Annotated in this window: 16 protein-coding genes; 4 read left to right on the top strand and 12 right to left on the bottom strand. The window is 36.9% G+C overall.

What is annotated here, in order from left to right:
* Positions 1 to 126: 126 nt before the first annotated feature.
* Positions 127 to 1203: a phosphatidylinositol-specific phospholipase C1-like protein gene (locus tag LF886_RS02060; protein ID WP_236852461.1), complete on the bottom strand. Its 1077-nt coding sequence runs from the start codon at positions 1201 to 1203 to the stop codon at positions 127 to 129.
* Positions 1204 to 1535: 332 nt separating this feature from the next.
* Between LF886_RS02060 and LF886_RS02065 the strand changes: the two genes are divergently transcribed.
* Together LF886_RS02065 and LF886_RS02070 are read left to right on the top strand one after the other, a co-directional pair.
* Positions 1536 to 4580 carry a SusC/RagA family TonB-linked outer membrane protein gene (locus LF886_RS02065; RefSeq protein WP_236852463.1) on the top strand — a complete coding sequence of 1015 codons (3045 nt, stop codon included), beginning with the start codon at positions 1536 to 1538 and terminating at the stop codon, positions 4578 to 4580.
* 18 nt (positions 4581 to 4598) lie between these two features.
* Positions 4599 to 6359 (top strand): RagB/SusD family nutrient uptake outer membrane protein, encoded by a 1761-nt coding sequence (locus tag LF886_RS02070; RefSeq protein WP_236852465.1) that lies wholly within the window; start codon positions 4599 to 4601, stop codon positions 6357 to 6359.
* Positions 6360 to 6567: 208 nt separating this feature from the next.
* Here the strand turns inward: LF886_RS02070 and msrA are convergent, their stop codons facing one another.
* From msrA to LF886_RS02120, 10 genes are all read right to left on the bottom strand, one after another.
* On the bottom strand, positions 6568 to 7122 hold the full coding sequence (gene msrA / locus LF886_RS02075; protein WP_236852466.1) for a peptide-methionine (S)-S-oxide reductase MsrA: 555 nt from the start codon (positions 7120 to 7122) through the stop codon (positions 6568 to 6570).
* A gap of 426 nt (positions 7123 to 7548) precedes the next feature.
* Complete coding sequence (locus tag LF886_RS02080) at positions 7549 to 8517, bottom strand: ROK family protein (protein ID WP_103231942.1); 969 nt, start codon at positions 8515 to 8517, stop codon at positions 7549 to 7551.
* A gap of 79 nt (positions 8518 to 8596) precedes the next feature.
* Positions 8597 to 9805 (bottom strand): PepSY-associated TM helix domain-containing protein, encoded by a 1209-nt coding sequence (locus LF886_RS02085; protein WP_103231941.1) that lies wholly within the window; start codon positions 9803 to 9805, stop codon positions 8597 to 8599.
* Between the two features lie 51 nt (positions 9806 to 9856).
* Positions 9857 to 11971 carry a TonB-dependent receptor gene (locus tag LF886_RS02090; protein ID WP_236852468.1) on the bottom strand — a complete coding sequence of 705 codons (2115 nt, stop codon included), beginning with the start codon at positions 11969 to 11971 and terminating at the stop codon, positions 9857 to 9859.
* Positions 11971 to 13170: a PepSY-associated TM helix domain-containing protein gene (locus tag LF886_RS02095; protein WP_236852469.1), complete on the bottom strand. Its 1200-nt coding sequence runs from the start codon at positions 13168 to 13170 to the stop codon at positions 11971 to 11973. The genes LF886_RS02090 and LF886_RS02095 overlap by 1 nt, the downstream gene beginning before the upstream one ends.
* A 41-nt stretch (positions 13171 to 13211) precedes the next feature.
* Positions 13212 to 15371 carry a TonB-dependent siderophore receptor gene (locus LF886_RS02100; protein ID WP_236852471.1) on the bottom strand — a complete coding sequence of 720 codons (2160 nt, stop codon included), beginning with the start codon at positions 15369 to 15371 and terminating at the stop codon, positions 13212 to 13214.
* 32 nt (positions 15372 to 15403) lie between these two features.
* The gene (locus LF886_RS02105) at positions 15404 to 17590 is read right to left on the bottom strand and encodes a TonB-dependent siderophore receptor (protein ID WP_236852473.1); all 2187 of its coding nucleotides are present in this window, start codon (positions 17588 to 17590) and stop codon (positions 15404 to 15406) included.
* Between the two features lie 150 nt (positions 17591 to 17740).
* Positions 17741 to 20815, bottom strand: coding sequence for a preprotein translocase subunit SecA (secA, locus tag LF886_RS02110; protein WP_236852475.1), 3075 nt, complete (start codon positions 20813 to 20815; stop codon positions 17741 to 17743).
* A 125-nt stretch (positions 20816 to 20940) separates the two neighbouring features.
* A complete protein-coding gene (locus LF886_RS02115; RefSeq protein ID WP_002662059.1) occupies positions 20941 to 21162 on the bottom strand; it encodes a DUF2795 domain-containing protein in 222 nt (73 codons plus the stop codon).
* A 136-nt stretch (positions 21163 to 21298) separates the two neighbouring features.
* On the bottom strand, positions 21299 to 22327 hold the full coding sequence (locus tag LF886_RS02120; RefSeq protein WP_236852476.1) for a GDP-mannose 4,6-dehydratase: 1029 nt from the start codon (positions 22325 to 22327) through the stop codon (positions 21299 to 21301).
* An 89-nt stretch (positions 22328 to 22416) separates the two neighbouring features.
* Here LF886_RS02120 and LF886_RS02125 point away from each other — a divergent pair, with 89 nt between their 5' ends.
* Together LF886_RS02125 and LF886_RS02130 are read left to right on the top strand one after the other, a co-directional pair.
* Positions 22417 to 23214, top strand: a complete 798-nt coding sequence (locus LF886_RS02125; RefSeq protein WP_152291153.1) for a DUF2797 domain-containing protein — start codon at positions 22417 to 22419, stop codon at positions 23212 to 23214.
* A gap of 32 nt (positions 23215 to 23246) precedes the next feature.
* The gene (locus LF886_RS02130) at positions 23247 to 25898 is read left to right on the top strand and encodes a hypothetical protein (protein WP_236852478.1); all 2652 of its coding nucleotides are present in this window, start codon (positions 23247 to 23249) and stop codon (positions 25896 to 25898) included.
* Positions 25899 to 26009: 111 nt separating this feature from the next.
* Here the strand turns inward: LF886_RS02130 and LF886_RS02135 are convergent, their stop codons facing one another.
* Positions 26010 to 26360, bottom strand: a complete 351-nt coding sequence (locus LF886_RS02135; RefSeq protein WP_103231933.1) for a hypothetical protein — start codon at positions 26358 to 26360, stop codon at positions 26010 to 26012.
* Between the last annotated feature and the right edge of the window lie 11 nt (positions 26361 to 26371).

Raw genomic sequence — 26371 nt, forward strand, 5'->3', positions numbered from 1 at the left:
TCTTGTTTACCAAGGATTTTTACAGACATTTCTATTTATGAAAAATATTGGGGCATTTTGTGGTAAAAAAGAAAGACCATCAGCACTCTGAAGGTCATTTCTTTTCAATATTTAATCATGAATATATTATTTTCCCGTTACAGGATTCTTTCTTTCATAGGTGTTGTTCTCAAAGCTCACCTTATAATTGGATTTGAATAATTTGCTTGGATAATAATAATCGGTCGTAATAATCTGTGCACCGCTTTGCTTGGCCTTTTCAAACCTTGAATAATCTTCACTACGTGCTTCCATGGTGTCTGCATCAGCCCTCGTACGGATGATATAGCCTTTTTTTACCAGATCTTTGATGACCGTATCATCTTTCTTCGGCTCATTCATCAGCAAAACAGCGGCTTCAGGTGTTCCCGGATTAGAATTAGTGAAAATCATTCTCCCTTTTAATGAAGGATGGTCTTTAATGTACAAATCCCTGTTTTCACTGTTATTATCCAGTACAAAAAGGAATTTCCCCTTTACTTCTTTCACTTTTGGCCAGTTTTTCTTTATGACAGCTTCGTTTAAGGTGGTATAAGAACCGCGGATATCATCCGGAGCAATGATTTTGTCCCTCCCAAGATATTTTTTCAGTTCATTATCAAGATCGTCAAAAAGTTTTGAAGTATAATGCTCAGGTTCTGTTCCAAACTGGTTGGCTTTTCCGTCTTTAGGTTCAAGGGTTATAAAAACAGGATCGTGATCAGGATGAAGGTCAGACCATTTTTTCAAGTCTTTCAGGCAGTCTTCCAATGTATAATACCACGTCTGAAAATCAATATCTGTAATATGAATCATTTTGTAACCCGGTTTCTTCATTTTACCATCCGGATCAAAAGACTCAGTGGTTTTTACCAGATCCAGAATTTTCGGATGGGCGTATTTTCCCCCTTTACTATCAGCATATACATCAATTTCCAGGTTTCTCAATCCAAGATCCAATTGTTGGGGAATAGGAATATGTTCATATTGAATTCTCGGCAACGCTTTGAGACTGTCTTTCTGGGATAAATAAGCGTATACTTCAGGAAGAATAGCCTTTTTATAAGAATTGTGAGAACCAATTACCTGAATTTCATTGATTTTTGATTCGCTTATATTTTGCGTCTGTGACCAAAGAAAATGGATGGAAGATAAATAGATGCCTAAGAAAACAGCCTTTTTCATTTCGATGAATTTTGTCACTGCGAAATTAATGACTCTTCCCGATGAATGATTTATATATTATGTTAAGTCTTTTTTAAAAAATTGTAATTGCTGAAAAAATATCTGCCTATAAATACCTGAAAATTAGTCAATTTCTAATATCTCAAAATGAGATATTTATATTTTGTTGACTTTAAGATAATATTATGTTAAGATAGAATTGTGGTAGATGCTTTTACTTTGTATGCCGAAATAAAAACTAACCGTTGCCTGAAAAGAAAACCACTGTTGCGGGAACAACAGCGGATTTTTAATAAGCAATATAACGTCTTGCAATTACTTTACTTATTGATATGTACCACAAAATTAATTTTTTTAAGCTTAAAAAGCTAATTCCGGTTGCATTAATTTTTTTGGTGGCCAACCAAGCTGATGCTAAGGGATTTACCTCCAACTATCCTGTATTTTCACAGGTAAATGAAACGATTTCCGGAAATGTAACGGATCAGACTGGCTCTGCAATAGAAGGAGCGAAAGTTACCGTTATAGAAACCGGAGAAATCGCTACTACCGATGCGTCCGGGAACTTTACGATTTCCGCAAACATCGGGCAGACTCTATCCATTTCTTATGACGGATATGGGATTCAGACAATGAAGATTTCAAGTACTTCGATTGCTGTAAAATTACAATCTAAAAAAGAGGCTACCTCCATTGAAGAGGTCACTTTAGTCGGGTATGGTTCTCAGAAAAAATCAGATTTAACGGGAGCGGTAAGCCAGTTGAAGGCTGAGAACTTCAAAGAAGGAATGAATATTTCTGTCGACAACCTGATGCAGGGGAAAATAGCGGGAGTCCGTATCGTTCAGTCGAGTGGAGAACCGGGAGCGGGAGTGAATGTTTCGATCAGAGGTATTGGTTCCATCAGAAGTGGAAGTACCCCATTATTCGTTGTAGATGGCATTCCTTTGAATAATGATCCGGTGAGTGCACAAAGTCCGAATGTAGGATTGGGAAATACAACAGCAAAGAACCCGTTAAACTTTTTGAATACAAGTGATATCGAATCCATCACCGTTTTGAAAGATGCTTCTGCGGCTGCTATCTATGGAGCGAGAGGTTCAAACGGGGTAGTTTTGGTAACCACAAAAAGAGGAAAGAAGGGAGAACCTATGTTTACGTATGATACGTATTTAGGTTTTTCTTCAGTGATAAAAAAATTAGATCTAATGACTGCAGATGAGTACAGAGCTGCAGGTATTGATAAATCTTATGACCATGGCGGAAATACAGATTGGCAGGACGAAATCTACAGAAATGCAGTGTCGTCCAATCATTCGGTTTCCTTCTCAAAAGCGACAGATACAGGGAATTATTTCGCATCCCTTTCTCACATGGACCAGGATGGTATTGTGCTGAACAGCAGCTTTAAAAGAACAACTGCGCGATTGAATGCAGAGGAGTCTTTCTTTGATAACAAAAGACTAAAGGTGAAGCTCAACCTTACCGCAAGTGATATCAGAGAAACAGGAATTCCAAACGGTGGAAATGCCGGGTCTGATGGCCAGCTGATTATCCATGCTTTGATGGCGAATCCTACGCGTTCCGTATATGATCAAAACGGAAATTATACGAATTTCAATATGAACGCCCACTACAATCCATTATATTTATTGAGCGTTTACGAAGATAAAACGAATACTTTCAGAGTGTTGGGGAATACGGAAGCAACGTTGAGAATTTTACCGGGATTGAATTATAAGTTTAATTTAGGAGTTGACAGAAGCTTATCAGAAAGAAATACAACCATGTTCCCGAATATTACAGACAGAAGCCCGAAAGGAATTTATTCTCAGGCAAATCTGGATTCTTATAATATTCTTTTGGAGCATTATTTAACGTATGATCTTAGCTTAAACAGACATAACTTCAGCATATTGGGAGGTTTCTCTTATCAGAAATTTAAAGCCACGGCTACTTATCTTGGAGTCAGAAACTTTGTGAATCAGGGAGTGGGGATCTCACCAGAAATTAATCCCGGATATTCCGGAGACGTGTTTATTCCACAACCAGGAACCTCTCAGGAAAATGAATTACAGTCTTATTTCGGAAGAGTAAATTATAATTTTGATAAGAAATATTTCTTAACAGCTTCCTTAAGAGCGGATGGTTCTACACGTTTTGGAGATAACAATAAATATGGATATTTCCCATCAGTGGCTGTAGGCTGGACAATTTCAAATGAAAATTTCCTGAAGGGAGCTTCATTTATTAACGAATTGAAACTAAGAGGAAGCTGGGGAGAAACCGGAAACCAGGAGGTTCTCAATAAAATTACAAAAGCAAGTTATCTATTATCACAAAATGCGGGATATTATTTATACGATAACTTAAACCTGATCAATGGAGTTCAGGTGGTGAGAACACCCAATCCTAATCTGAAATGGGAAATTGTAGCACAAACCAATATTGGGTTGGATTTCAGCTTATTTAGAAACAAATTATATGGTTCATTGGAGTACTACAACAAAACAACTAAAAATCCAATATTATATATCCCTTCCACTCCGTTAAGTCCCACAGATTTCGTTTGGCTGAATGCTGATGGAAAAATTGTGAATAAAGGTTTTGAATTCTCTTTAGGCTCAGAAATTATTAAAAACGAAAATTTCACATGGAATCTTGATATCAATGGAGCTACAGTAAATAATGTGGTAAAAGATCTTCCGGTTTCAGGAATTAATTCTGGTGAGGTTTCAGGACCCGGACTTTCAGGAGTTACTGCAAATATCTACAGAAATGGGTATGAGGCAGGATCTTTCTATATGTATAATTACTTAGGAATTGATGCCAACGGAAAATATATTTATGAAGATCTGAATGGAGACGGAAAGATTGACGCAAATGACAGGAAAATCTTTGAAGGTGCTATTCCTAATTTCACTTTCGGGATCAACTCTTATATGAAATACAAGAAGTTTGATTTTGCATTCTCATTGATTGGACAAACAGGAGGATATTTGGTAAATAATACAGCTTTGGATTTAAATATCAACAATTTAGCTTCAGACAGAAACGTTTTGAAGAAATATTATGATTCAGGAGCAAGCTTTGCCAATCAGCCTCAGCTTTCTTCTTTATATCTTGAGAAATCAGACTTTATTCGTTTAAGCAATGTAAGATTGGGATATACTTTTGACATGAATCAATTGAAGTTTTTGAAAAGTATCAATCTGTATGTAAGTGCACAGAATCTATTTACCATTACCAGCTACTCTGGATATGATCCACTGGTTGACACGAATAAGCAGGTGCAGGGGAACCAGTCCCTGGGAATTGATTACACGACGTATCCGTCTGCAAAAACTTTCATTTTGGGAGCTACTATCAAATTTTAATTTAAGTTAAAAGAAATCATGAAATCTAAATTTTTAAATATTAATAAAGTCGTTTTGTCCATCGCAGTAATGTCTTTAATTGGATGTACAAATCTGGATGAAAAAGTAATTGATGAGGTAATGGGAACTGAAAACGCAGACCCTGAAGCTTCTCTTGCTGCTGCTTACGGACAGCTTGGTGACGGAACTTTTGTAGACCATGGAAGTGTGTTTGCTTTGCAGGAATATTCTACTGATGAAGCCATCTTACCTACAAGAGGAAGTGACTGGGGAGACGGTGGTAAATGGAGAGCCATGCATGAATTCACCTGGGATGCCAATAATGACGTTGTAAAAACCACATGGAACCAGCTGAACTCAGGGATTACGAAATCTCTGTTTGCTATAGGAAGTATCAACAAAAGTAATGGGAATAATAAGGCTTTATTTTTGGCAGAAGCAAAAGGACTGTTGGCTTTTTACACGTATACAACGATCGATTTATATGGGCAGGCTCCTTACAGAGATCCGGATAACTTAAATGCACCTATTCAGATCCGAAAAGCAGATACTACAATTGACGGCTTAATCACTGAAGTAGAAGGTCTTATTCCAAATCTGGCTGATATTAAAACCCAGAATACCCACGCAGGAAGATTTACAAAGCAGGCTGCATATGCATTACTGGCAGATATGTATCTGAACAGAGCTGTATTAAAGAATAAGTCGGGAGGTAATTTCGACTTTAAGGAACAGGCTGTAAGTGGAGGAGGGAATGATATGGATAAGGTGATCAAATATTCTGATATGCTGATTAATGGCGGGCTTTTCAGCTTAGAATCGAATTACTTCCACAATTTTGATATCAATAATGATACGAGTAAAGAAATGATCTTTACCATTGTTCAGAAGAAGAATTCAAACAGAAATGCAGACAATGACCTTGCGTATATGTCTATGGAAAGAATTCAGAAACCTTCACCGGATAACAGAGGAACCAATGCATCTTGTATCACTCCGGAATTCTATTATTCATGGAACGGGAATCATGATGACCCGCGTTTCCAGAGAACTTATCAATATGAAGACGGAACCTGGTTCAGAAATGACGGAACCGATGTAAGTGTACCCTCAACAAGTAAAGTGGAAGGAACGGGGAAACCGTGGTTCCATTTCAACAGAGGATTACAGGTGGGTCAGCAATACGGACCTAAAATTCTTCCGAACGGAAACTTTGATCTGACTCCAGACGGAAGAATCAAAGTATATAAATTATTCACAGAAAAGAATACTACGCTTGCCGCAGATTTTACTCCGGAACTCAGCTTTGATAATCCTTCAGAAGCTGTATTTACCCAGGCGCAGATCAACAGAGGGGTAAGAAACTTCAAGTTTGAATTCGACCCTGGTTACGGAAACAACGGAACAAGCGGAATGGATGTCCCATTATACCGATTAGGAACCATTTATATGATGAGAGCGGAAGCATTCTTCAGAAATGGAAATATATCGGCAGCTTTGGCAGATGTCAATAAGTTGAGAACAAGCAGAACCAATGATGCTTTAAAGAGTAATGCTCCGGGAGCTGCCATCGCTGCTTTGGATGCGAACACTCTTTTTAAAGAATCAGGGTATGAATTGTATTGGGAAATGTACAGAAGAAAGGCGATGATCAGATTCGAGAAATTTGATTTGCCGGGAACAGCGAAGCCTGCGACTCAGTCTTTCAGAAGAATTTTTCCTATTCCTCAGGCTACCATTGATGCCTCAAAAGATTTCAAACAAAACCCAGGATATTAGTCTTCTTCATATCAAACAATTATTTTTTGTGTAAACAAGAAGCGAAGAGATTTTTCTCTTCGCTTCTGTTATTTTATATCGATTTGTCTGTATCCGGCATCAATTCCCATAAAATGATAGTAAATATCAATAGGAGCGGACTTTAGTCCGTTTTATAGATGTATACAATCAATCCGGCTTTAGCCGAAACTTAAAAAATAGTTGAATCTTATTCTGCGTTCAGCATTCCCAATTCTCCATAGTATTTTTTAAACTTCTGGATTTTTGGTCCCACAACAGCGCTGCAGTAAGGCTGAGTAGGGTTGTCATTGTAATATCCCTGGTGATACTGTTCTGCAGACCAGAATTTGTCGAATGGTGTTAATTCCGTTACATAAGTTCCGCTCCATCTTCCTGATTCCTGAGAAAGTTTGATGGCTTCTTCAGCTTTTGCTTTTTCAGCATCATCTTTATAGTAAATAACAGAACGGTACTGAGTTCCGATGTCATTCCCCTGTCTGTTAAGTTGAGTAGGATCGTGAAGGAAGAAAAATACATCCATTAATTGTTCGTAAGAAATAATAGCAGGATCATAAGTGATCTGTACCACTTCGGCATGTCCCGTTTCGCCTGTGCAGACTTCCTCATAAGTAGGATTATCTTTATGCCCTCCCGAATATCCGGAGATTGCAGATTTTACTCCTTTCAGTAGGTTAAAGCAGCTTTCCACACACCAGAAGCATCCACCGCCAAAAGTAATTTGCTCTAAATTATTGTTGTCCATTCTAAGGTTGATTATTTTATTTATAAAATTCTTTTTTTCATTCTGTACGATTGAGAAAAAAGACAATCAAAAATAGGAAAAACTTTTTCATTTGAACATGATTTTAACTCCTTAAACTTAAATTACAATGATAGATGCTGCAAATGATTTTAAACACGATTATGAACCGTTTTATGAATAAATATAGGAATTCCCAAAGTGTTTTAAAGCAGTTAGTATGAGCCGTGTCATGCTGAGCGGAGTCGAAGCATCTCAATTAAGCTGAATTATATTCTTCTATTTTAATTTTAAACACAAATAACACGAATGTTTTCACAAATAAACACAAGAATAATGTAACCTGATTATCTGTGAAAATCTGTGCAATCTGTGGGCAAAAAAAAGCACCCTAAAAAGGATGCTCTATATTATTTAGAATGTATTCAGTTATTTTTCCCAAACTAAAGCACTTGCTCCAAGAATGGCGGCATCTGCTTCGTCAAGTTCACTGAAAACCAGTTGTACTTTATTTCTGAAGATAGGAAGAAGGTTTCTTTCCATATGAAGTTTAGCCGGCTTTAAAATAAAATCTCCTGCTTTGATCACGCCGCCAAATAAAAGAATGGCTTGCGGGGAAGAGAACATCACAAAATTAGCTATTGCTTCTCCCAGTTTCTGACCTGTGTATCTGAAAACTTCAATCGCAATTGGGTCTTCTTTCATAGCACATTCATATACTGTTTTAGAATTGATTTCGTCTTCAGGATATTGGTTTAGCATAGATTCCGGGAATTCGGCTCTCATTTTCTTGGCTGTAATGGTAATTCCGGTTGCAGAGGCATAGGCTTCCAGACTTCCTTCAGATCCTGTGCTCCAGTGTTTTCTACCGCCTGGTTTTACGATCGTGTGTCCCAGTTCTCCGGCAAACCCGTCATGTCCATAGATCAAGCTTCCGTTCGCGATAATTCCGCTGCCTACTCCTGTTCCCAGGGTAATCATGATAAAATCTTTCATCCCTCGTGCTGCTCCGAAAAGCATTTCTCCCAACGCTGCAGCATTTGCATCATTGGTCACGGTACAAGGCAGATTGAATTTTGCCGTCATCAGCTCAGCAAATGGAATCACTCCTTTCCAGGGTAGGTTGGGAGCCAGTTCTATCGTTCCTTTATAGTAGTTCGCATTGGGAGCTCCTACTCCGATTCCGTCAAAGTGTGCTTCAGTACCATACTTTTCCATCATTGGACGAACACTTTCATATAAAGCATCGATGAAATCTTCTACTTTATCATAAGCATCAGTTCTGAGATTTCCTTTATCCAGAACTTCTCCACGGTGGTTTACGATTCCGAATTTGGTATTGGTTCCGCCGATGTCAACTCCAAGGGCAACTTGTTTTGATAAATCTATTAATGACATTTCTATTATTAAATTCTAGGGGCTAAAATTATAAAAAAGATTGTATTAATGGATTATTAACTCTATTTTATTTAATATGTTAAACCGTTTTTAGCGGTTTTTTCTTTTTTCTTCCCCACCAGATCATAAATCCGGTAACCGGAAGAGAGGCACAGATAAGACTTACAATAAAAGCAATGATCTTGGTAGGAAGCCCCAGAATGGCTCCAACGTGAATGTCATAATTGGCACTCACTGTTTTCTCGCCAAAGTTTTTATCCTTTGGATCATGAGTGTGAAGCAGTTCTCCTGAGTTTTCATCAAAGATTAAGCTGCTGCTTTTGTGGTAAGAATAAGAAAGATGTTTCACGTATACCTCAAAGTTGGGATGTTCGTGGTCATCCATATGTGGGTGGCCTAAATCTATAGCAAAACCATAGGAATCAGGATATTTTGTTTGTACCGTATTGATGATTTTATCCAGTGTTCCTTCCGTTCTCAGCTCAATGGGAGCTTTTGTTTTAATATGGGAGAAGTCAGGATACTTTGTCTCTCCACCGGAGAATATCACATAGATCATGGCCTGAACAACAAAGAAGGCATAGAATAGTCCTGTAATAGAGAAGATCAAAGCAAATATAGAGGCATAAAATCCTAGTACATTGTGAAGGTCATAGTTCTTTCGTTTCCAGCTTTTAATGTTTTTCCATTTGAAGGCGAAACGCTGTTTTCTTGCTGCTTTGTTCTTGGGCCACCATAGAATGATCCCGGAGATCAGCATAATGATGAAGATGATAACCGGAATTCCCACTACATAGGTTCCCCAGTCCTGCTTCAACAGGTAGCTCCAGTGGATCATTTTTACAATGTTGAAGAATCCGTTTTTCTCATCATATACCCTTAGTACTTTCCCGGTGTAAGGGTTTACATAGGCTTGTTTATAGATAGGAAATTCATCAAAATAATTCCAGGCATCCGTATTGTGCTCGTACCAAAAGAACATGTAAGACATTTTCTTGTCGATAGGAACGTTTACCCAATGGATGGGGTATTTTTCTTTTACCTGCTCTGCAACAGCTTTTTCCATTACCCTGATGGGAAGCACCTGTTTCTGCTCTATATTCTGTTCCTGATGGTAAATAACATCTTTTCGGGTAATATTTTCTACCTCATCCTTAAAGACATACAATGCTCCGGTAATCGAGATAATAAAGATAAGAAACCCTATTCCCAATCCGAACCATAAGTGCAGTTTAGCAGACCATTTTTTAAAGAATCCTGGCTTTTTTTTATGATGATTTTTCTTCATATAGCAGTAAAAAGTAAAGCAAAGATATGCTTTACTTTTTATTTAGTTTAATTAAAATTTGTATTCAATCATGAACGTTCCTCTCAATCCAAGAGCGTTGGTGAAGTCACTGTCTCTTGCTGTCCACCATGAAATAGTGGGCTGATATACTTTGTTGAAAAGGTTTTCAATACCTAATGACAGTCTCCAGTTGTTGTTGACTTCATAGCTTGATTTGAAATTAAATACAGTATATTCTGGAACATATCCTTCACCGTAACCATACTGGCCTGTTTTAGCATTAGGCTCGAATCTGTTCTGCTGGAAAGAGTGAAGCATGTCTAAACCAACTGATAATGCCGGGATAGGTTTTGCCTGCACATAAGCGAGAACTTTAGGAGCAGAAATTCTGCTGTTGTTGATTTTTGCAGAATAATCACCGTCATCCTTTACTGATGTGATCCCTTCCATCCAGCTGTAGCTTCCTCCAAACTGAATCCATTTTGTAGGGGTAAAGTGTAAGAAACCTTCCACTCCGTATACAATTTCTGGAGATCTCTGAATCATTAATGCTCTGTCCGGGCTTTGCACGAATGATGCCCCAAGCTTAGAAGTACTTACATAAGAAGTCAATTCATAATTTAGCCAGTTGGAAAGTTGTCCTGTTGCTCCTAATTCGTAATTGTTGACAATAATAGGCTTGGTTTCCAGGTTTTTAATTGTCTCAGAAGTTGAGGTTCTTAAAATTCTTCCTAATTCGTTGATAGAGTAGGCCTGTGAAAAACTTGCAAAAAGGTTGATATAAGGTTCTGCATTGTAACGTATACCAATATTTCCTACTAAGGCATTATAATTTAACTTTCCACCTGCAACCGGAATACTTTTGGTGAAAGTTCCGTCACTTTTAAGGGTAGAAAGGGTATTGAAGTCATCTACATTAACTTTGATATTTTCGTAGCGAAACCCTCCTTTGATGGTTAATTTTTTGAAAAGATCAATTTTTGCCAATACAAAAGGAGCAATATTGGTCATATTCATATTGGGAGTCCAGAAACGTCCGTCTTCCAGTTTTTGTACAGTTTCATCATTCAGAATATCAGCTCCGTAGATGATTTCTCCCTGAGAATTGGCTGAGTTCCAAAGCTGGGTATCGAAATTTAATCTTGCCCCTGCTTTTTTTGAAATAACATTAGACTGTCCGCCATTGAAAAAGGTATCGCTGTATCCGTAAACGGTTTTAAAGTCTTGATAATAAAGATTAATATTTAAAGAAGTCCCAGCAAACAGGTTCTTATTATCATAGCTCACTCTGATGTTGTGGTTTTTCGGAGTTCCCTGAGGTGTAGTTTCCTGACCTTTTCCTATTCCTTCTCCAATAGTGGGCGTTATACCGTATTTTCCTGTTTTTAATCCTACATTGAGGTCTGATCTTGAAGAATAACCGATATAAGAAGCCTCGATTCTTTGATTTTCATTGATGTCATAGCCTAATTTCAACAAACCGTTGTAGTTGTCCATCTTGGCAATGCTATAGGTAGGGCTTATCAAAACTCCATCTCCATCTTTTGTATATCCTGTTCTTTCGTAAGCTAGTGAAAGGGTATAATCAAATTTTTTGATCTTTCCTGTTAAAAGCTGGCTTGCTCTTACACCTAAAGTACCGCCATAAGGCTGTCCCGTCAATCCGATCTGAGAAACCCCAGAGATCTTTTTATCTGTTTTGCTTCTTTTTGTAATATAATTGATGATCCCTCCGTCTGCTCCGTTTCCATAGATGGAAGAAGCTCCTTTGATCACTTCGATTCTTTCGATGGCTGAAGGGTCAATAGTTCTTAAATCTCTTGCTCCGTTACGAAGTGGAGTAGACTGTGGAATACCATCAATCAATACCAGAACCTGGCGTCCTCTTAAGGTCTGTCCAGAGTTGGAAGTCTGTCCGGAGTTGGTTCCTAAACTGGGAACGGTATACTGAAGGATGCTCGTAATATCTGAGTTAACAGTCAGCTGAGACTGAATCTGCTTTTCTCCGACAATGGTAATAGAGCTTGGTACCTCTTTTATATTTTCTTTTTTCCTTGAGGCAGTCATCACAACCTCATCCACATTCTTGGTCTGTAAAGTATCTTTAACCTGAGCAAAAACGGTAGTCGTTCCTAAGCAGGCAGCTGACAAAAGTGCTTTTTTCATTATATTTTTTTTCCTTTTTTCTTTCTTTTTCCCCACCAGACCAGAAATCCGGTTACAGGGAGTGATGTACAGATGAGACCCGCGATAAACCAGATGATTTTTCCAATAATTCCGAAATAAGATCCGGTATGGATATCATAATTGGCGTTAGAATATTTCTCGGCGGTATTGAGTTTGTGATGAGGTTTGTTGGCTAGTAGTTTTCCTGAATATTTGTCAAATGTCAGGATATTTCTTTCACTGTATCTTCCGTCAAGCCCGTATACGGTTACTGGAAGGCTTTTCAGTTCTTTTCCTTTTTTATTTTTCCCGTTTAGATTAATTCTGAAGCTGGAGGATTTTGAATACAATTTTTCTGTCTGAGCTGCAGCCAGATCAAAAACAGCTTCATTCTTCACCATCAGAGAGTCCGGAGATTTTCTTTCTTTTTCCTTTGGAAGTTCCCAAGAGCCTGATAATGCAAATGTGAACGTATTTTTTACATAGGGATAGGCAAAATAAAGCCCTGTAATACATAATAATAAAGCGATAAACGATGTATAAAATCCCAGGATATTATGAAGATCATAATTTTTACGCTTCCAGTTTTTTACATTTTCCCAATTGAACCAGAAACGTCCTTTTCTTGCATTTTTATTTTTAGGCCACCATAAGATAATTCCGGTGATCAGCATGATGATAAAAAGAACAGTTGGAATTCCTACGGTGTAGGGTCCCCATTCTGAATTCAGCAAAAGTCCCCAGTGGAGATATTTCAGAATACTGAAGACATCGTATTTTTCATTGTAAACAGCAAGGATTTCTCCGGTATACTGATTCACATAAACCAGCTTGTTAATACGTACCTGCTGAAAATAATTCCATCCTTTTTTGCTTTTTTCATAGTATTCAAACTGATAGGACTTGGTTTTATCCAAAGGAATTTCTACAGCACTGACAGGATACTTTTCATTAAGCTCCAGCGATACTTTTTCACGAAGCAGAGTAATAGGCAATGGCTTTTTCCCGATATCTTCTTTTTTGAGTTCAATGGCTTCTTTGCGTAAGCTATTATGTATCTCGTCCTTAAAAACATATAAAGTCCCCGAAAGAGAGACTATGAATACAATAATACCAACAGATAGACCAAACCACAAATGCAGTTTTGCGGACCATTTTTTTGAAGAAGCTTTCTTTTTATTGTGATGCTTTTTTCTCATAGCAAAAAGTTAACCCCGTGAGGGGCTAACCTTTGATTTTTTTAAAATTTATATCCTATTGATAATCTCCAGTTACGTGGAGCATTGTAGATCCAAGCATATTCGCCGGCATCTCCTCTGTATCCACTGTAAAGTTTTTTGTTAAGGACATTATTCAATATTAGGTTGACATCGAATTTTTTGGCAACATAGGAAACTCCGAAGTTGGTATCGAAATAATCCGGAAGGCTTTGATCTTTTGTCGCACCTACCCCAAACCAGGATTGTCTTCCTCCCTGATACTGATAACCAGCTGAAATTCCGAATCCTTTCATAAGACCATTTTCAAACCTGTAGCTTACCCAGGTATTTTGTACATTTTTCGCATTTCCCGGAGACTGGATTCCAATTCTTGTAGGATCTGTGTCTTTGATGGTTTTTGCATCTGTATAAGCATAGTTGATAACAATGTTCAACCCTTTGATGATTTCTCCTTTGATATCAGTTTCAAATCCTCTTGCTCTTTGTTCACCTGTAGCAACCTGGAAAGGATTTCCTCCATTTTGCTCTTTAGCTCCGGCAACAAGAATGTTTTGTCTTCTGATTTCGTAAACAGCAAAAGTAGAGTTCCATTTTCCTCCGAACCAGTCTTTCTTCAATCCGAATTCAATATTCTGCCCTCTGAAAGGATCTGTGATCTGAGTATTATTGATTCCTACTGCAGATTGCGGAACAAAAGTTTTATCATAGATTCCATACGCAGAGAAATCGCTTAGGATAGAATAGCTAAATCCTACTCTCGGAGTGAATTCTCCTGCTTGATTTCTTGGAACAACATTTCCTGGTGAATAATATGGATATCCGGCATAAGTGGTACCACTTGTATATCTTCCTGCTAATGTTATTCTAAGCTTATTGTTAAACATTTCAATTTGATCCTGAGCATAATAGGATGTATATTTTACGCCTTCATCATCATAAAACGGAGCAGATGAGTTTAAAGTGTAGAAGTCAGAAGAAGGAAGCTTGGAAGGATCTACACCATACTGAACATTATAAATATCAATTGGGAATGGTCCTCCTGCAAAAGATGAAAAGTCTGCATTGTACTTTCTATCTCCGTAATCAAATCCTGCAATTATTTTATGAACAATATTTCCGGTATTAAGCTTTCCTCTTACATAGGTCTGGAAAATGTGGTTTTTTCCTTTAGCCTGCCAGTTGCTTACTGTTCTGTTTAAAACATTTTTATTGTTAGGATCAAAAGTTCCCCACCATGAACCACCGTCATAATTCAGATCCATATAAGCATACTGCGTACTCCAAACCCAGTCTTTGAATAATTTCTGATCTAAACTTAAAAATAAGCTCTGATCCTTTACTTCAGTTTTCTTGAAGTTCGGATCATTAAAGTTGGTATGTACATTCAGTGAAGCGTATCCATCGTTAGACATCAGATAAGCTCCCGGCTGATTGAATTTTAAATATTGATAGTTGTACTGTGCAGTAAACGTAGTGGTCTTTGTTGGTCTGAAAGTAATAGACGGAGCAACAATAATTTTGCTTGTTTTATCATTTTCAACCCATGAATTGTTAGAGCTTCCCATTAAGTTGATACGGTAATCTAAAACTCCGTCTTTCACAAGAACTCCATCCAGATCCGCCTCACCTCTGAAAAGGTTATAGCTTCCGGTAGTGAAACGTACACTGTTGGCAAATTTCCCGGTTGGTTTTTTGGTTACTACATTATAAAACCCGGCAGGATCTCCCATAGAACCCATAAATCCGGCAGGTCCTTTTACGAATTCTATTCTGTCAATAATGGATGCATCAGGGTTAATAGGTCCCCATGTCGAAGAAACGTTCATCCCGTTCATGAACGTGGAAATACTTGCTCCTCTCATGAAAACATTAGAATACACATTATCCCAGTGTTCTACTTTTCTTGCACCACTCACATTACGAACAATACCCTCGGACATATTCAGTGTAAGCTGATCGGCAAGAACCTGTGAGCTTATAGATTGTACGTTCTGTGGAAGCTCAAGAATAGGAGTTTGGATTCTCAATGAACCAGAAACCTCGTTGAGTTTGTATTTCTGATAATATCTTCCGTTAACAACTACTTCTTCAATATCGTTGGATTTGATGGTGTCTTTTTTTTCCTGGGCAAAACTTAGCATGGATGCTAATAATGCAGCTCCTATTGTTATTCTTTTCATTGTTTATAAGGGGAATAAATTATTCTAACAGTTTAAAATTTATAAGTGAAGTTTCCTACAGCATTAATCAGTCTTTGAGGATTTGCTGTTGTATATCCGATCCAGTAATGCTGATTGGTCAAATTGTCTACCTTAACACCGATTCTGAATTTTTTAGCATCATAATAAGCGCTGGCATTCAAAACTATATAAGATGGCAACGAAAATACTCCATCTGCAGAATTATAGATTTTATTTTCGCTGGCGTAGTTACCGCCAAGTCCAAATCCCAATCCTTTAAGCTTTCCATCTAAGAATTGATAACTTGCATATAGGTTTGCCAAGTAAGGAGATCCTGATGTGTTAGGTCTTCTGTCTGCTACAGAAGGGTCTGCTTTTGTGTATTTTGAATCATTATAACTGAATCCGGCAATCGCTGTGAAACCTTTCACCAGATAAGCATTGATCTCAAGTTCTACACCTTTGCTTACAATAGTACCATCCTGTATCTGAGCTTGAGGATTACTTGCAAGTTGTAAGTTTCTTAAAACATCTTTTACTTTAATATTGTAATAACTGAACGTGGAAGATACTTTTCCGTTGAAAAGACTTGTTTTAATTCCACCTTCCATCTGATTGGCCTGTTCTGGTAATGGCGTTCTTGTTAATCCTGATCCGTCCACATAATATGACAGGTTTTTAAAACTGTTCTGATAATTTCCAAAAACAGAAACCTTGTCTTTTATAAGTTCATATACGATACCTAGTTTTGGTGAAAAAAATGTCTGATTTAATTTTTCACTTTCTACAGAACTTGAAGCACCTGTAATGCCCGGCTTGTTTGTGAAATTGTCTACCCTTAATGCCATTAACACATTAAGATTATCAGTAATATTTAGTACGTTTGAAATATATACAGCATAGTTTTCTTGAATTCCTTTTATAATATAAGGATTTTCGTTTCCTGCCATTGCGTTATATTTTGCCTGTAAAGCAGTACCATTGAAATTTGTATAGTCAAATCCGGCTTGATGTAAAGGAACAGGAATTGAGTTTCCCTGCGCATCCCTATCAAATCCATTGACATCGTAGAAGTTTTGATTATTATTTACTCTTAAGTAATCGAAACCTAAAACGACTCTGTTTCTCAGACTCCCAATGCGGAAATCACCATTAAAATTTTGTTGAAAATTAAGAGACTTCTTTCTACTATCTCTTGTAGACTGGTCACTTCTGTACATGTTATCTGCGCTATCCCCCATAAAGTATAGGTAAGGCATAAACCCATTAGAATAGCTGGAAGATGTGCTGAAATTAGAAGAAGAGGTAATGGAGTTTGAAATTTTATAATTGACCTGTCCGAAAAAGTTGATGCTTCTTCCTGTATTGGTAAGATCTTTTCCCAAATATGAATTTTTGTAATCGAGATTAAGATCCTTGATATTGTTTACTTTTTGCAGATAGCTTCCAGAGTAGAAGAAAAATGTTTGATCGCTCATATTCTTCATCTGGAATAACTCCATATCAAGATTAATACTTAATCGATCATTAGGCTTATAGCTTAAGCTTGGGGCAATTGCCAGATTTCTTCTGAATCCTTCTGTCTGAAAGGTTCCCTCATTGGTATAAGCAGAATTTAAGCGGAATAATAGTTTTTTATCCTGTGTTAAAGGAGCGTTGATATCTACAGCAGCTCTGTATGTGTCATAACTGCCACCAGCTACGCTGATATTTCCTCCAAATGTTTCATATGGCTTTTTGGTTACCCTGTTAATTACACCACCATAGCTTGATAATAGGCTTCCAAATAAAGTTCCTGACGGTCCTTTCAGAACTTCCAGTTTTTCAAGATTTATTGCGTCTATAGTTCCTGTTACGGCTCCGAGTACACCGTTTCTTAAAGAATTGGCAGATACAAAGCCTCTTAAACTTACATATGCACCTCCATCTCCTGCTCTTCCATTTGAAGTCCACATGGGCTGCAAACCAGTAATGTTTTTAAAAGCGTCATCTACCGTATAAATTCCTTGATTTTCTAAAATGCTTTTGTCAACACTTGAATAGACTTGTGGATTTTCAATAGCCTTTAGTGGCATTTTATTTGAATATTCACTGTCCTTTTTAATATAAGTGTTTATCAGTACTACTTCATCAATGCTTTTGGTGGTTAATGAATCTTTTTTTTGGGCAGAAACCAGCATTGTTCCCAGTGCGGAAGCACAGATCAGTACATTTTTCATGAAAGTCAAATTTTCTGCAAATATATTATTTTTAACTGTTCTAAATAAATAATAAAATTGATATTTATCATAAATTATTATATGTTAAGTAAGAAAAAACCGCTCTAGCCAGTGCCAGAGCGGTTTTTATATGATTTTATTAAAATTTTCTTAAGCTGGGATTTCTCCTTTGTATAAGAAAGAAATAATCTCTTTGTTCAATTTGTCAATCATTTCACTGAATAAGTGGAAAGATTCTTGTTTGTAAATCACAAGTGGATCTTTCTGCTCGTAAACAGCTCCCTGAGAAGACCTTCTAAGATCATCCATCTCACGAAGGTGAAGCTTCCAGTTTTCATCGATGATTGATAAAGTGATGTTCTTTTCGAAGTCATTCACTAAACTTTCACAATTAGTATCATAAGCTTCTTTAAGATCAGCTACAATAGTCATTGTTTTGTGTCCGTCTGTAAAAGGAACCTGAATCATTTTAAACATTGAACCTTGATTTTGATAAACATTCTCAATAATAGGGAATGATTTTTCTTTCAATAAGTTCAGCTTCATGTTATAATCTTCCTGAGCAGCTTTGAATAAGATATCCGTTAATTCCGGAACTTGTTTATTGCTGAAATCACTTTCAGAAACAGGAGAAGCCATTGTGAAATGTTTGATTATTTCAAATTCAAAATCTTTATAACTTCCGTTTGCTTTACCTTTTGCAACAATAGAGTTAGAAACATCGAAAATCATATTCGTGATATCGTATTTCAAGTGATCTCCGAATAAAGCATTCTTTCTTCTCTTATAGATTACGTCACGTTGCTTGTTCATAACGTCATCGTATTCAAGAAGTCTCTTTCTTGTTCCGAAGTTATTTTCTTCTACTTTTTTCTGCGCTCTTTCGATAGATTTACTGATCATAGAATGCTGAATAACTTCACCATCTTTATGACCCATTCTGTCCATCATTTTAGCAATTCTTTCAGAACCGAACAAACGCATTAAGTTATCTTCAAGAGATACATAGAACTGAGAACTTCCCGGATCTCCCTGACGTCCCGCTCTACCTCTTAACTGTCTGTCAACACGTCTTGAATCGTGCCTTTCTGTACCTATAATAGCTAAACCTCCGGCTTCTTTTACTTCTTTAGAAAGCTTGATATCCGTACCACGACCTGCCATGTTGGTTGCGATTGTTACCACTCCCGGCTGTCCTGCTCCTGCAACAATTTCTGCTTCCTTCTTGTGAAGTTTCGCATTCAATACCTGGTGCGGAATTTTTCTTAATTGAAGTGCCTTTGATAATAATTGAGAGATTTCAACAGAAGTTGTACCTACCAAGACAGGTCTTCTTGCTGCTGTTAATTTTTCAATTTCTTCAATTACGGCATTATATTTTTCTCTGTTAGTTTTGAAAACTAAATCTTGTTTATCATCTCTTAAAATAACACGGTTGGTAGGAATTACCACTACGTCTAATTTGTAGATCTCCCAAAGTTCTCCAGCTTCCGTTTCAGCAGTACCAGTCATCCCCGCAAGTTTGTTGTACATACGGAAATAGTTCTGAAGCGTAACTGTTGCAAAAGTTTGAGTAGCAGCCTCAATTTTTACATTTTCTTTCGCTTCGATCGCCTGGTGAAGACCGTCAGAATAACGACGTCCCTCCATGATACGACCTGTCTGCTCGTCAACGATTTTTACTTCACCATCAATTACTACATACTCATCATCTTTTTCAAATAATGTATACGCTTTCAATAGCTGGCTCATCGTGTGAACACGTTCAGATTTTTCAGCAAAATCAGAGAAAAGTCTTTCTTTAGCTTCAAACTCTTCTTCTTTGGAAAGGTTTTTAGCTTCTACTTCAGCAATCTCAGTTCCGATATCCGGAAGTACGAAGAAGTTAGAGTCAGAGTTTCCTTGAGACATGTATTCAACACCTTTGTCTGTAAGGTCTACCTGATTATTTTTCTCCTCAATTACGAAGTAAAGATCTTTATCTACGATCGGCATATCACGGTTGTTGTCCTGCATATATTGCGATTCAACTTTCTGAAGCAATGCTCTGTTTCCGCTTTCCGATAAGAATTTGATTAATTGTCTGTTTTTTGGAAGACCTCTGTATGCCTGAAGCAATTTGAATCCTCCTTCTTTTGTATTTCCTGCAGCGATTAATTTTTTCGCTTCATTAAAAATAGCAGAAACTGTTTTCTTTTGTACTTCAACAATTCTGTCGATAGAAGGCTTCAGAACATCAAATTCCTGTCTGTCTCCCTGAGGAACCGGACCAGAAATGATTAATGGTGTTCTTGCATCATCTACCAATACAGAGTCAACTTCATCCACGATAGCAAAGTTCAATTCTCTTTGTACCAGTTCTGAAGGTGAAGTCACCATATTATCTCTCAGGTAATCGAAACCAAATTCGTTGTTGGTTCCATAAGTAATATCTGAGTTGTATGCTTTTCTTCTTCCGTCTGAGTTCGGCTGGTGGTTATCGATACAATCGATAGACATTCCGTGGAACTGATACAATGGACCCATCCAAGCGGAGTCTCTTTTTGCAAGGTAGTCATTCACGGTTACAACGTGTACTCCTCTTTCCGGAAGTGAATTTAAGTAAATAGGTAATGTTCCTACCAAAGTTTTACCTTCACCGGTTGCCATCTCGGCAATTTTTCCGCTGTGAAGAATAACCCCTCCGATAAACTGAACATCATAGTGGACCATATCCCAAACTACAGGAGTTCCGGCAGCGTCCCATGAGTTTTTCCAAACAGCTGTGTCTCCTTCGATCTGAACGAAATCTTTTCCTGCAGCAGCCAGTTCTCTGTCCCAGTCATTAGCAGTTACACGGATTTCTCCATTCTGAGCCCATCTTCTTGCCGTTTCTTTTATCAATGCAAAAGCTTCGGGAAGAACCTGAATCAGAACTTTTTCTTCAACTTCGTATGATTCTTTCTTTAGAGACTCAATTTTTGAGAAAAGAGCTTCTTTTTCGTCAACGTTGGTTGAATTTTTTATCTGCTCTTTAATCTGTTCTATCTGAGCTGTGATCTTACTGGTTGCAGATTTTATATTCTCTTTAAACTCAGCCGTTTTTTGTCTCAGTCCATCATCCGTCAATTGTTGGATGTTGGGTTCAACAGCCTTGATTTTTGTTACAACTTTTTTTACTTCTTTTAGGTCCTGCGCTTTTTTGTCTCCCAAAAACCCTTTAAGAACTTTGTTTAAAAAACTCATAAATTTTTTGCTTTATGCTTAATGCAAGATGCTTTAAGCGTTTTAAATGACACGCTTATCGTGTAAATTAATATATAAAAAGGGCAAAAAAGCTCTAAGCACGCAGCCTAAAGCTTATCGCTTTATTAATATTCGTCCTCGTTCCAAAGGAAATCCTCGTCAGTAGGGTAGTCACTCCATACCTCTTCGATAGATTCATAAATCTCGCCTTCATCTTCGATTGCCTGAAGGTTTTCAACTACTTCCATAGGTGCACCAGTTCTGATCGCGTAGTCAATAAGCTCTGCTTTTGTCATTGGCCAAGGTGCGTCACTTAAATATGAAGCTAATTCTAATGTCCAGTACATAATTTTCTAATTTTTTGCAAAAGTATAAAAATAGGTTGTATAATAAACTTTTTTATACTTGATTTTCAATTCTTTTTATAATATTTTTCTATAAATGGCTGTTACAAACTGAATGAAAGCTGTGTCAGCAATTTACTTAATGTCGTTTTCTCAAAAACCATTCCACAAATTTTTTTATGCCATTTTGGAGGTCTGTGGCCGGTGCATACCCTATTAAATCCTTTGCTTTTGTAATATCGGCATTAGTTTTTGTGACATCACCGGGTTGCATTGGCAGAATTTTTTTCGTGGCAGTTTTTTGCAATGCCTTTTCTATGGTAGAAACCATCTCAGATAAAGTGACCACCTGGTTTTCTCCCAGGTTAAGGATTTCGTATACTCCGGAGTGATGCTCTAAATAAGAAACTGACTTGATAATTCCGTCAATAATATCATCTATATACGTATAGTCTCTGGCTGTAGTTCCATCACCATAGAAAGGAATTTCCTGATCCTCTGAAATAAGCTTCACAAACTTGTGTATAGCAAGATCCGGTCTTTGTCTGGGACCATATACCGTGAAGAACCTAAGCTGGATCATATCTATATGGTATAGATTGTGGTAAACATGTCCTATAATCTCTCCGCTTTTTTTGGTGGCAGCATAAGGAGAGATCGGGTTGTCTACATTATCCGTTTCTGCAAACGGAGTCTTTTCATTATTTCCATAGACGCTTGAAGAGGAAGCGCAAATAAATTTTTTAATATTGAAATCTTTACACAGTTCCCAAAGATTCATCGTTCCACGCACATTTACTTCTTCATATTCCAAAGGACGTTCAATAGACGGACGTACACCTGCAAGCGCCGCCAAATGAATCACCATGTCGATGTGATGATTTTTAAAGATACTTTCAAGACCTTTTTTATCCCGGATATCCTGCCAATAGAGGGAATATTGGTCAGAATGGGAGAGGGAGATCAGATGTTGGATATCCTTCTCTTTGTCTGAGAATTCAAAATCCGAAATTTTGTCAATTGACTCTAAAGTATTTTTAATTTTCACCTGATAGTTATAGAAATCATCAAAATTGTCAATGTTTATGACAGAATGTCCATTTCTTAATAATCGTTCAATTAAATGGGATCCGATGAACCCACTACCGCCTGTTACAAGATAAACCATTTGTATTTTTTATGAGTACAAAAATATAAATTTTACTTTTTGAAAAATATAATCATTAAATTTACTTAAAAAAGTAATATAAATATAATATGCAGTTTCAAGGGCAAATTTTAAAGATGACAAGCTACGATGCAAAACCCATCCAATACTACCTAAATCTTTCAGGGGATCTGATCCATATGAATGAGCTGTTAGGAAAGGAGTTAAGCATAAAACATACGGGATTTCAATGTGTGAATTGTGGTAAAAATAAGCCTATTTACAGAATGGGATTCTGCAAAAGCTGCTTTTTTGAAAGTCCTTATGCCAGCGATACAATTATTCGACCGGAACTCTCTACGGCACATTTAGGTGTTGCAGAACGTGATCTTGAGGTAGAAAAACAAATTCAGCTTCAGCCGCACACAGTTTATCTGGCGTATACAGGAGATGTAAAAGTAGGAGTTACCAGAAATACACAGATTCCTACGAGATGGATTGATCAGGGTGCAACTTTTGCATTACCCATTGCAAGAACAGAAAACCGATATGAAGCAGGAATGATAGAAGTTGCTTTGAAAGAACATTTAGCAGATAAAACCAATTGGAGAAAGATGCTGCAGGATGATTTTGAAGGAGAAGTGGATCTTGCTGATTTCCGACAGAAGATAAAAGAATATTTCCCCGAAGATTTTCAAAAATTCTATAGAGAAGAAGAAGAGCTGTGGATGTTCGATTACCCTTTTGAAAAACCGGAAAAGGTTTCATCATTTACTTTGGATAAAAAGCCTGAATTTACGGGAAAACTTACCGGGATCAAAGGACAGTATCTAGGGTTTGAGGGTGGAAACTTTATCAATGTAAGAGGGCATGAGGGGTATGTTATTGAGCTTGATATAAAGAACTGACCAATAAAAATGTAAAAATCAAATCACAAAATATGAGAAAATGGGTTAAAAGACTATTGATAAGTTTCGGAATCCTGGCAGGAATTCTTCTTGCCGCGAATTTCGGACTGAATATATGGCTTAAAACCCAGCTTCCCGACTATATAAAAAAGAATACAGATTATAAGGTTTCCTACAAAACCCTGGATGTAGATTTAGGATCGGGAAATATCTTTGCCACCGGAATTTCTGTCAATAGTAAAAATCCTCAAAACACAGATGTTATTGGGCTGCAGGGAACTATTGATACCTTAAAAATAAACCGTTTTGGGATTTATGATGCTATTTTTAATAAAAGAATAAGCTCATCGGATTTGCTGCTGGCAAAACCTAATTTAAATATCATTCTGGCAAAACCGGTCCTTCGTAAAACTGGAAAGAAAAAAAATCCGTTTTTATTTGAAAATATAATGATCAATAACGGAAAGATTGCAATTTTCAGACCTACCAAACAGAAATTCTTATCCGTTGAGCAACTGGATCTATTCGTTGAAAATCTACAGATGACAGAAGAATCTGTAGAAGATAAATTACCCGTTGTTTTTGACAGCTACAGTATAAAAGGACAGAGATTCTTTTTCCGTCCTGATGAAACCTATGCTATTACCATTAATAGTATAAATACTGCTGATGGGCAAGTATCAGTGGGAGATTTCAAACTGATTCCACTTCTTTCTTTCGCTCAGTTTAAACGATTTTATCCTAAAAAAGCTCAGCTATTTGAATTTTCAGTTCCGAAAATGGAATTCAAAGATGTGGTTTTGAATAAAAATAAGGTATCCCTTAGCAATGCAGAATTTCAAAATCCCGTTTTTACAATCCATAATACAGGAGTAAAAACGAAAAAGAATGAAAAAAAATCAAATTTTGAAGTTGATTTAAAAAATATAAAACTGAATAACGGTAGAGTTCGGGTTAATAAACCGGATGGCAATACACTTTTGTCTGTCGGAAACTTTAACGTAAATATCAATCAGTTGATGTTTAATAAAGAAACCTCAGATCAGATTGTTCCCGTCGGTTATAAAGATTTTACACTAGCAGGAAACGATATTGTATATTCTAGTCACCAGAATATCGCTGTAAGAAGTATTGCGCTGAAGCCTACCAGCGGTGAAATAAGAGATGTTGTATTAACGCCGGGTTCTCCTGCGATTGAAAAAACAACAATGGATTTAAAAGTGAATCATATTGCTTTTAATATCAATAAACTGGAATTCGTTGATGAAAAACTGAATCTAGATCTTAAAGACCTTCTTGTAGAAAATGTAAACGGAACCGTTAAGGCAGGTGAAAAAAAACAGAACAAATCTCCTCAGCCCAATAGTATCAATTCAATCATCATAAGAAAAGCCTCATTAAAAAATTCAAACCTTACTTATGAAAAAGGAAAACAACCACTGGCTTTTCATGATCTGAATGCAACATTTAATGCTATTGAACTATCACCTAAGCCAAACCAGCAGGGGCTTTCTTTTACAATAAAAGACTATTATCTCACCACCCGGAATTTTGCTTACAAAACACCATTCTATAATCTTAGTATTGGTCTTTTGAAATTGAATAAGAATAAAGTTCAGATCAATAATTTTGCGATGAAGCCTCTTGTTTCGAGAGCGCAGTTTATCAAAATGATACCCGTTGAGAGAGATCTCTATGATTTGAAAGTCGGACAAATAAGCGCTGAAGGCAACTGGGATCTGTTTTCTCAGCATAAAATGGTGAATGCTTCCCATGTAACCATCCAATCAGCAGATGCTAATATTTTCAGAAGTAAAATCCCGAAAGATGATCCAAAAGTAAAGGCTTTGTATTCAAAAATGCTGAGATCCATTAAAATTCCGATGACAATCAATACTCTTGATCTGAAAAACTCAAAATTAGTCTATGAAGAAGATACTCCGGAAAGCATGGGTCCCGGAAAACTGATATTCAGTAATTTTAATATGAATGTTAAAAATCTGAACTCAGCTAAAGTAAAAGGAAAACCTACCAGAGTAGATATTAAAATCAATTGCTCTTTCATGGACCTGTCGCCGCTATCTGTAAACTGGAACTTTGATGTTGCTGATCAGAATGATGCCTTTACGATTTCAGGGAAAACTTTCAATCTTCCGGCCAGCGGAATTAATCCTTTTATCAGACCTTACCTTCATGTGACGGCTACTGCAGGGACTATTCAGGAGATGCTCTTTAATTTTAAAGGAAATCCGGCAGGGCTACATGGAACCTTTAATCTTAAACATAAAGACTTAAAGATTGCTGTATTAAATAAAAATAATCATGAAAAGAAAGGTTTTCTAACGGCCGTTGCCAATATTTTTATAAAATCAAACTCAGGAAGCTTTCCTGAAGCCGTTGCTGTAGAAAATGTGGAACGTGATCCCACAAAGTCTTTCTTTAACCTCTTCTGGAAAGGAATTGAACAGGGGTTAAAGAAAACGCTGATAGGTGCAAATGTCGAAAAAACAGAAAAAAAAGTGAAAGAAGCCGTTTCTTCCGTAAAAGAAATGAAGCAGTCTGTAAAAGAAATAAAACAGAAAATCAAAAATAAAAATGAAGCTTCCCCGCCGGAAGGAGAGAAAAAAGAAAAGAAAGGATTTCTGAACAATATATTCAAGAAAAAGGAGAAATCTGAAGAATAATTCTTTAAACCACTAAGATGTAATTATGGATTGCTGAGTATATAAATACAACTATTCTTTTTAATTAAAACAACCTTAATGGTTTAAAAAATTAATATAAGATAGATTCAGTTAAAAATTGAACTCGTCACTTTCTAAAATAGGAATATCCCTTAAGAACTTATCAAACGCTTCGCCTGGATAATTGCTGTCTGCCCCGTAAGAATCTATGATCATTCCACGATTTCCATTATTGTCTTTTAGTACATAAAGAACCGCACTGTCATCTGGATTGCTGTCTCCTTCAAAACGGTAAGTTTTTAAAATAACCAATTCCGCAGGCTGATAAATTTTGTCAGAATTTTCAAACTTCATTTCGCAATTTTCATTCATCCTGAATTCTCTCTGTATTCCTCTTTCAGAAAGCGTTTTCATGACTTCACTTAAGGTCGTCATTCTGTCGATGTTTTCTGGATTTTCCATAATAATATTTT

The sequence above is a fragment of the Chryseobacterium sp. MEBOG07 genome, assembly GCF_021869745.1.
GTDB lineage: Bacteria > Bacteroidota > Bacteroidia > Flavobacteriales > Weeksellaceae > Chryseobacterium > Chryseobacterium viscerum.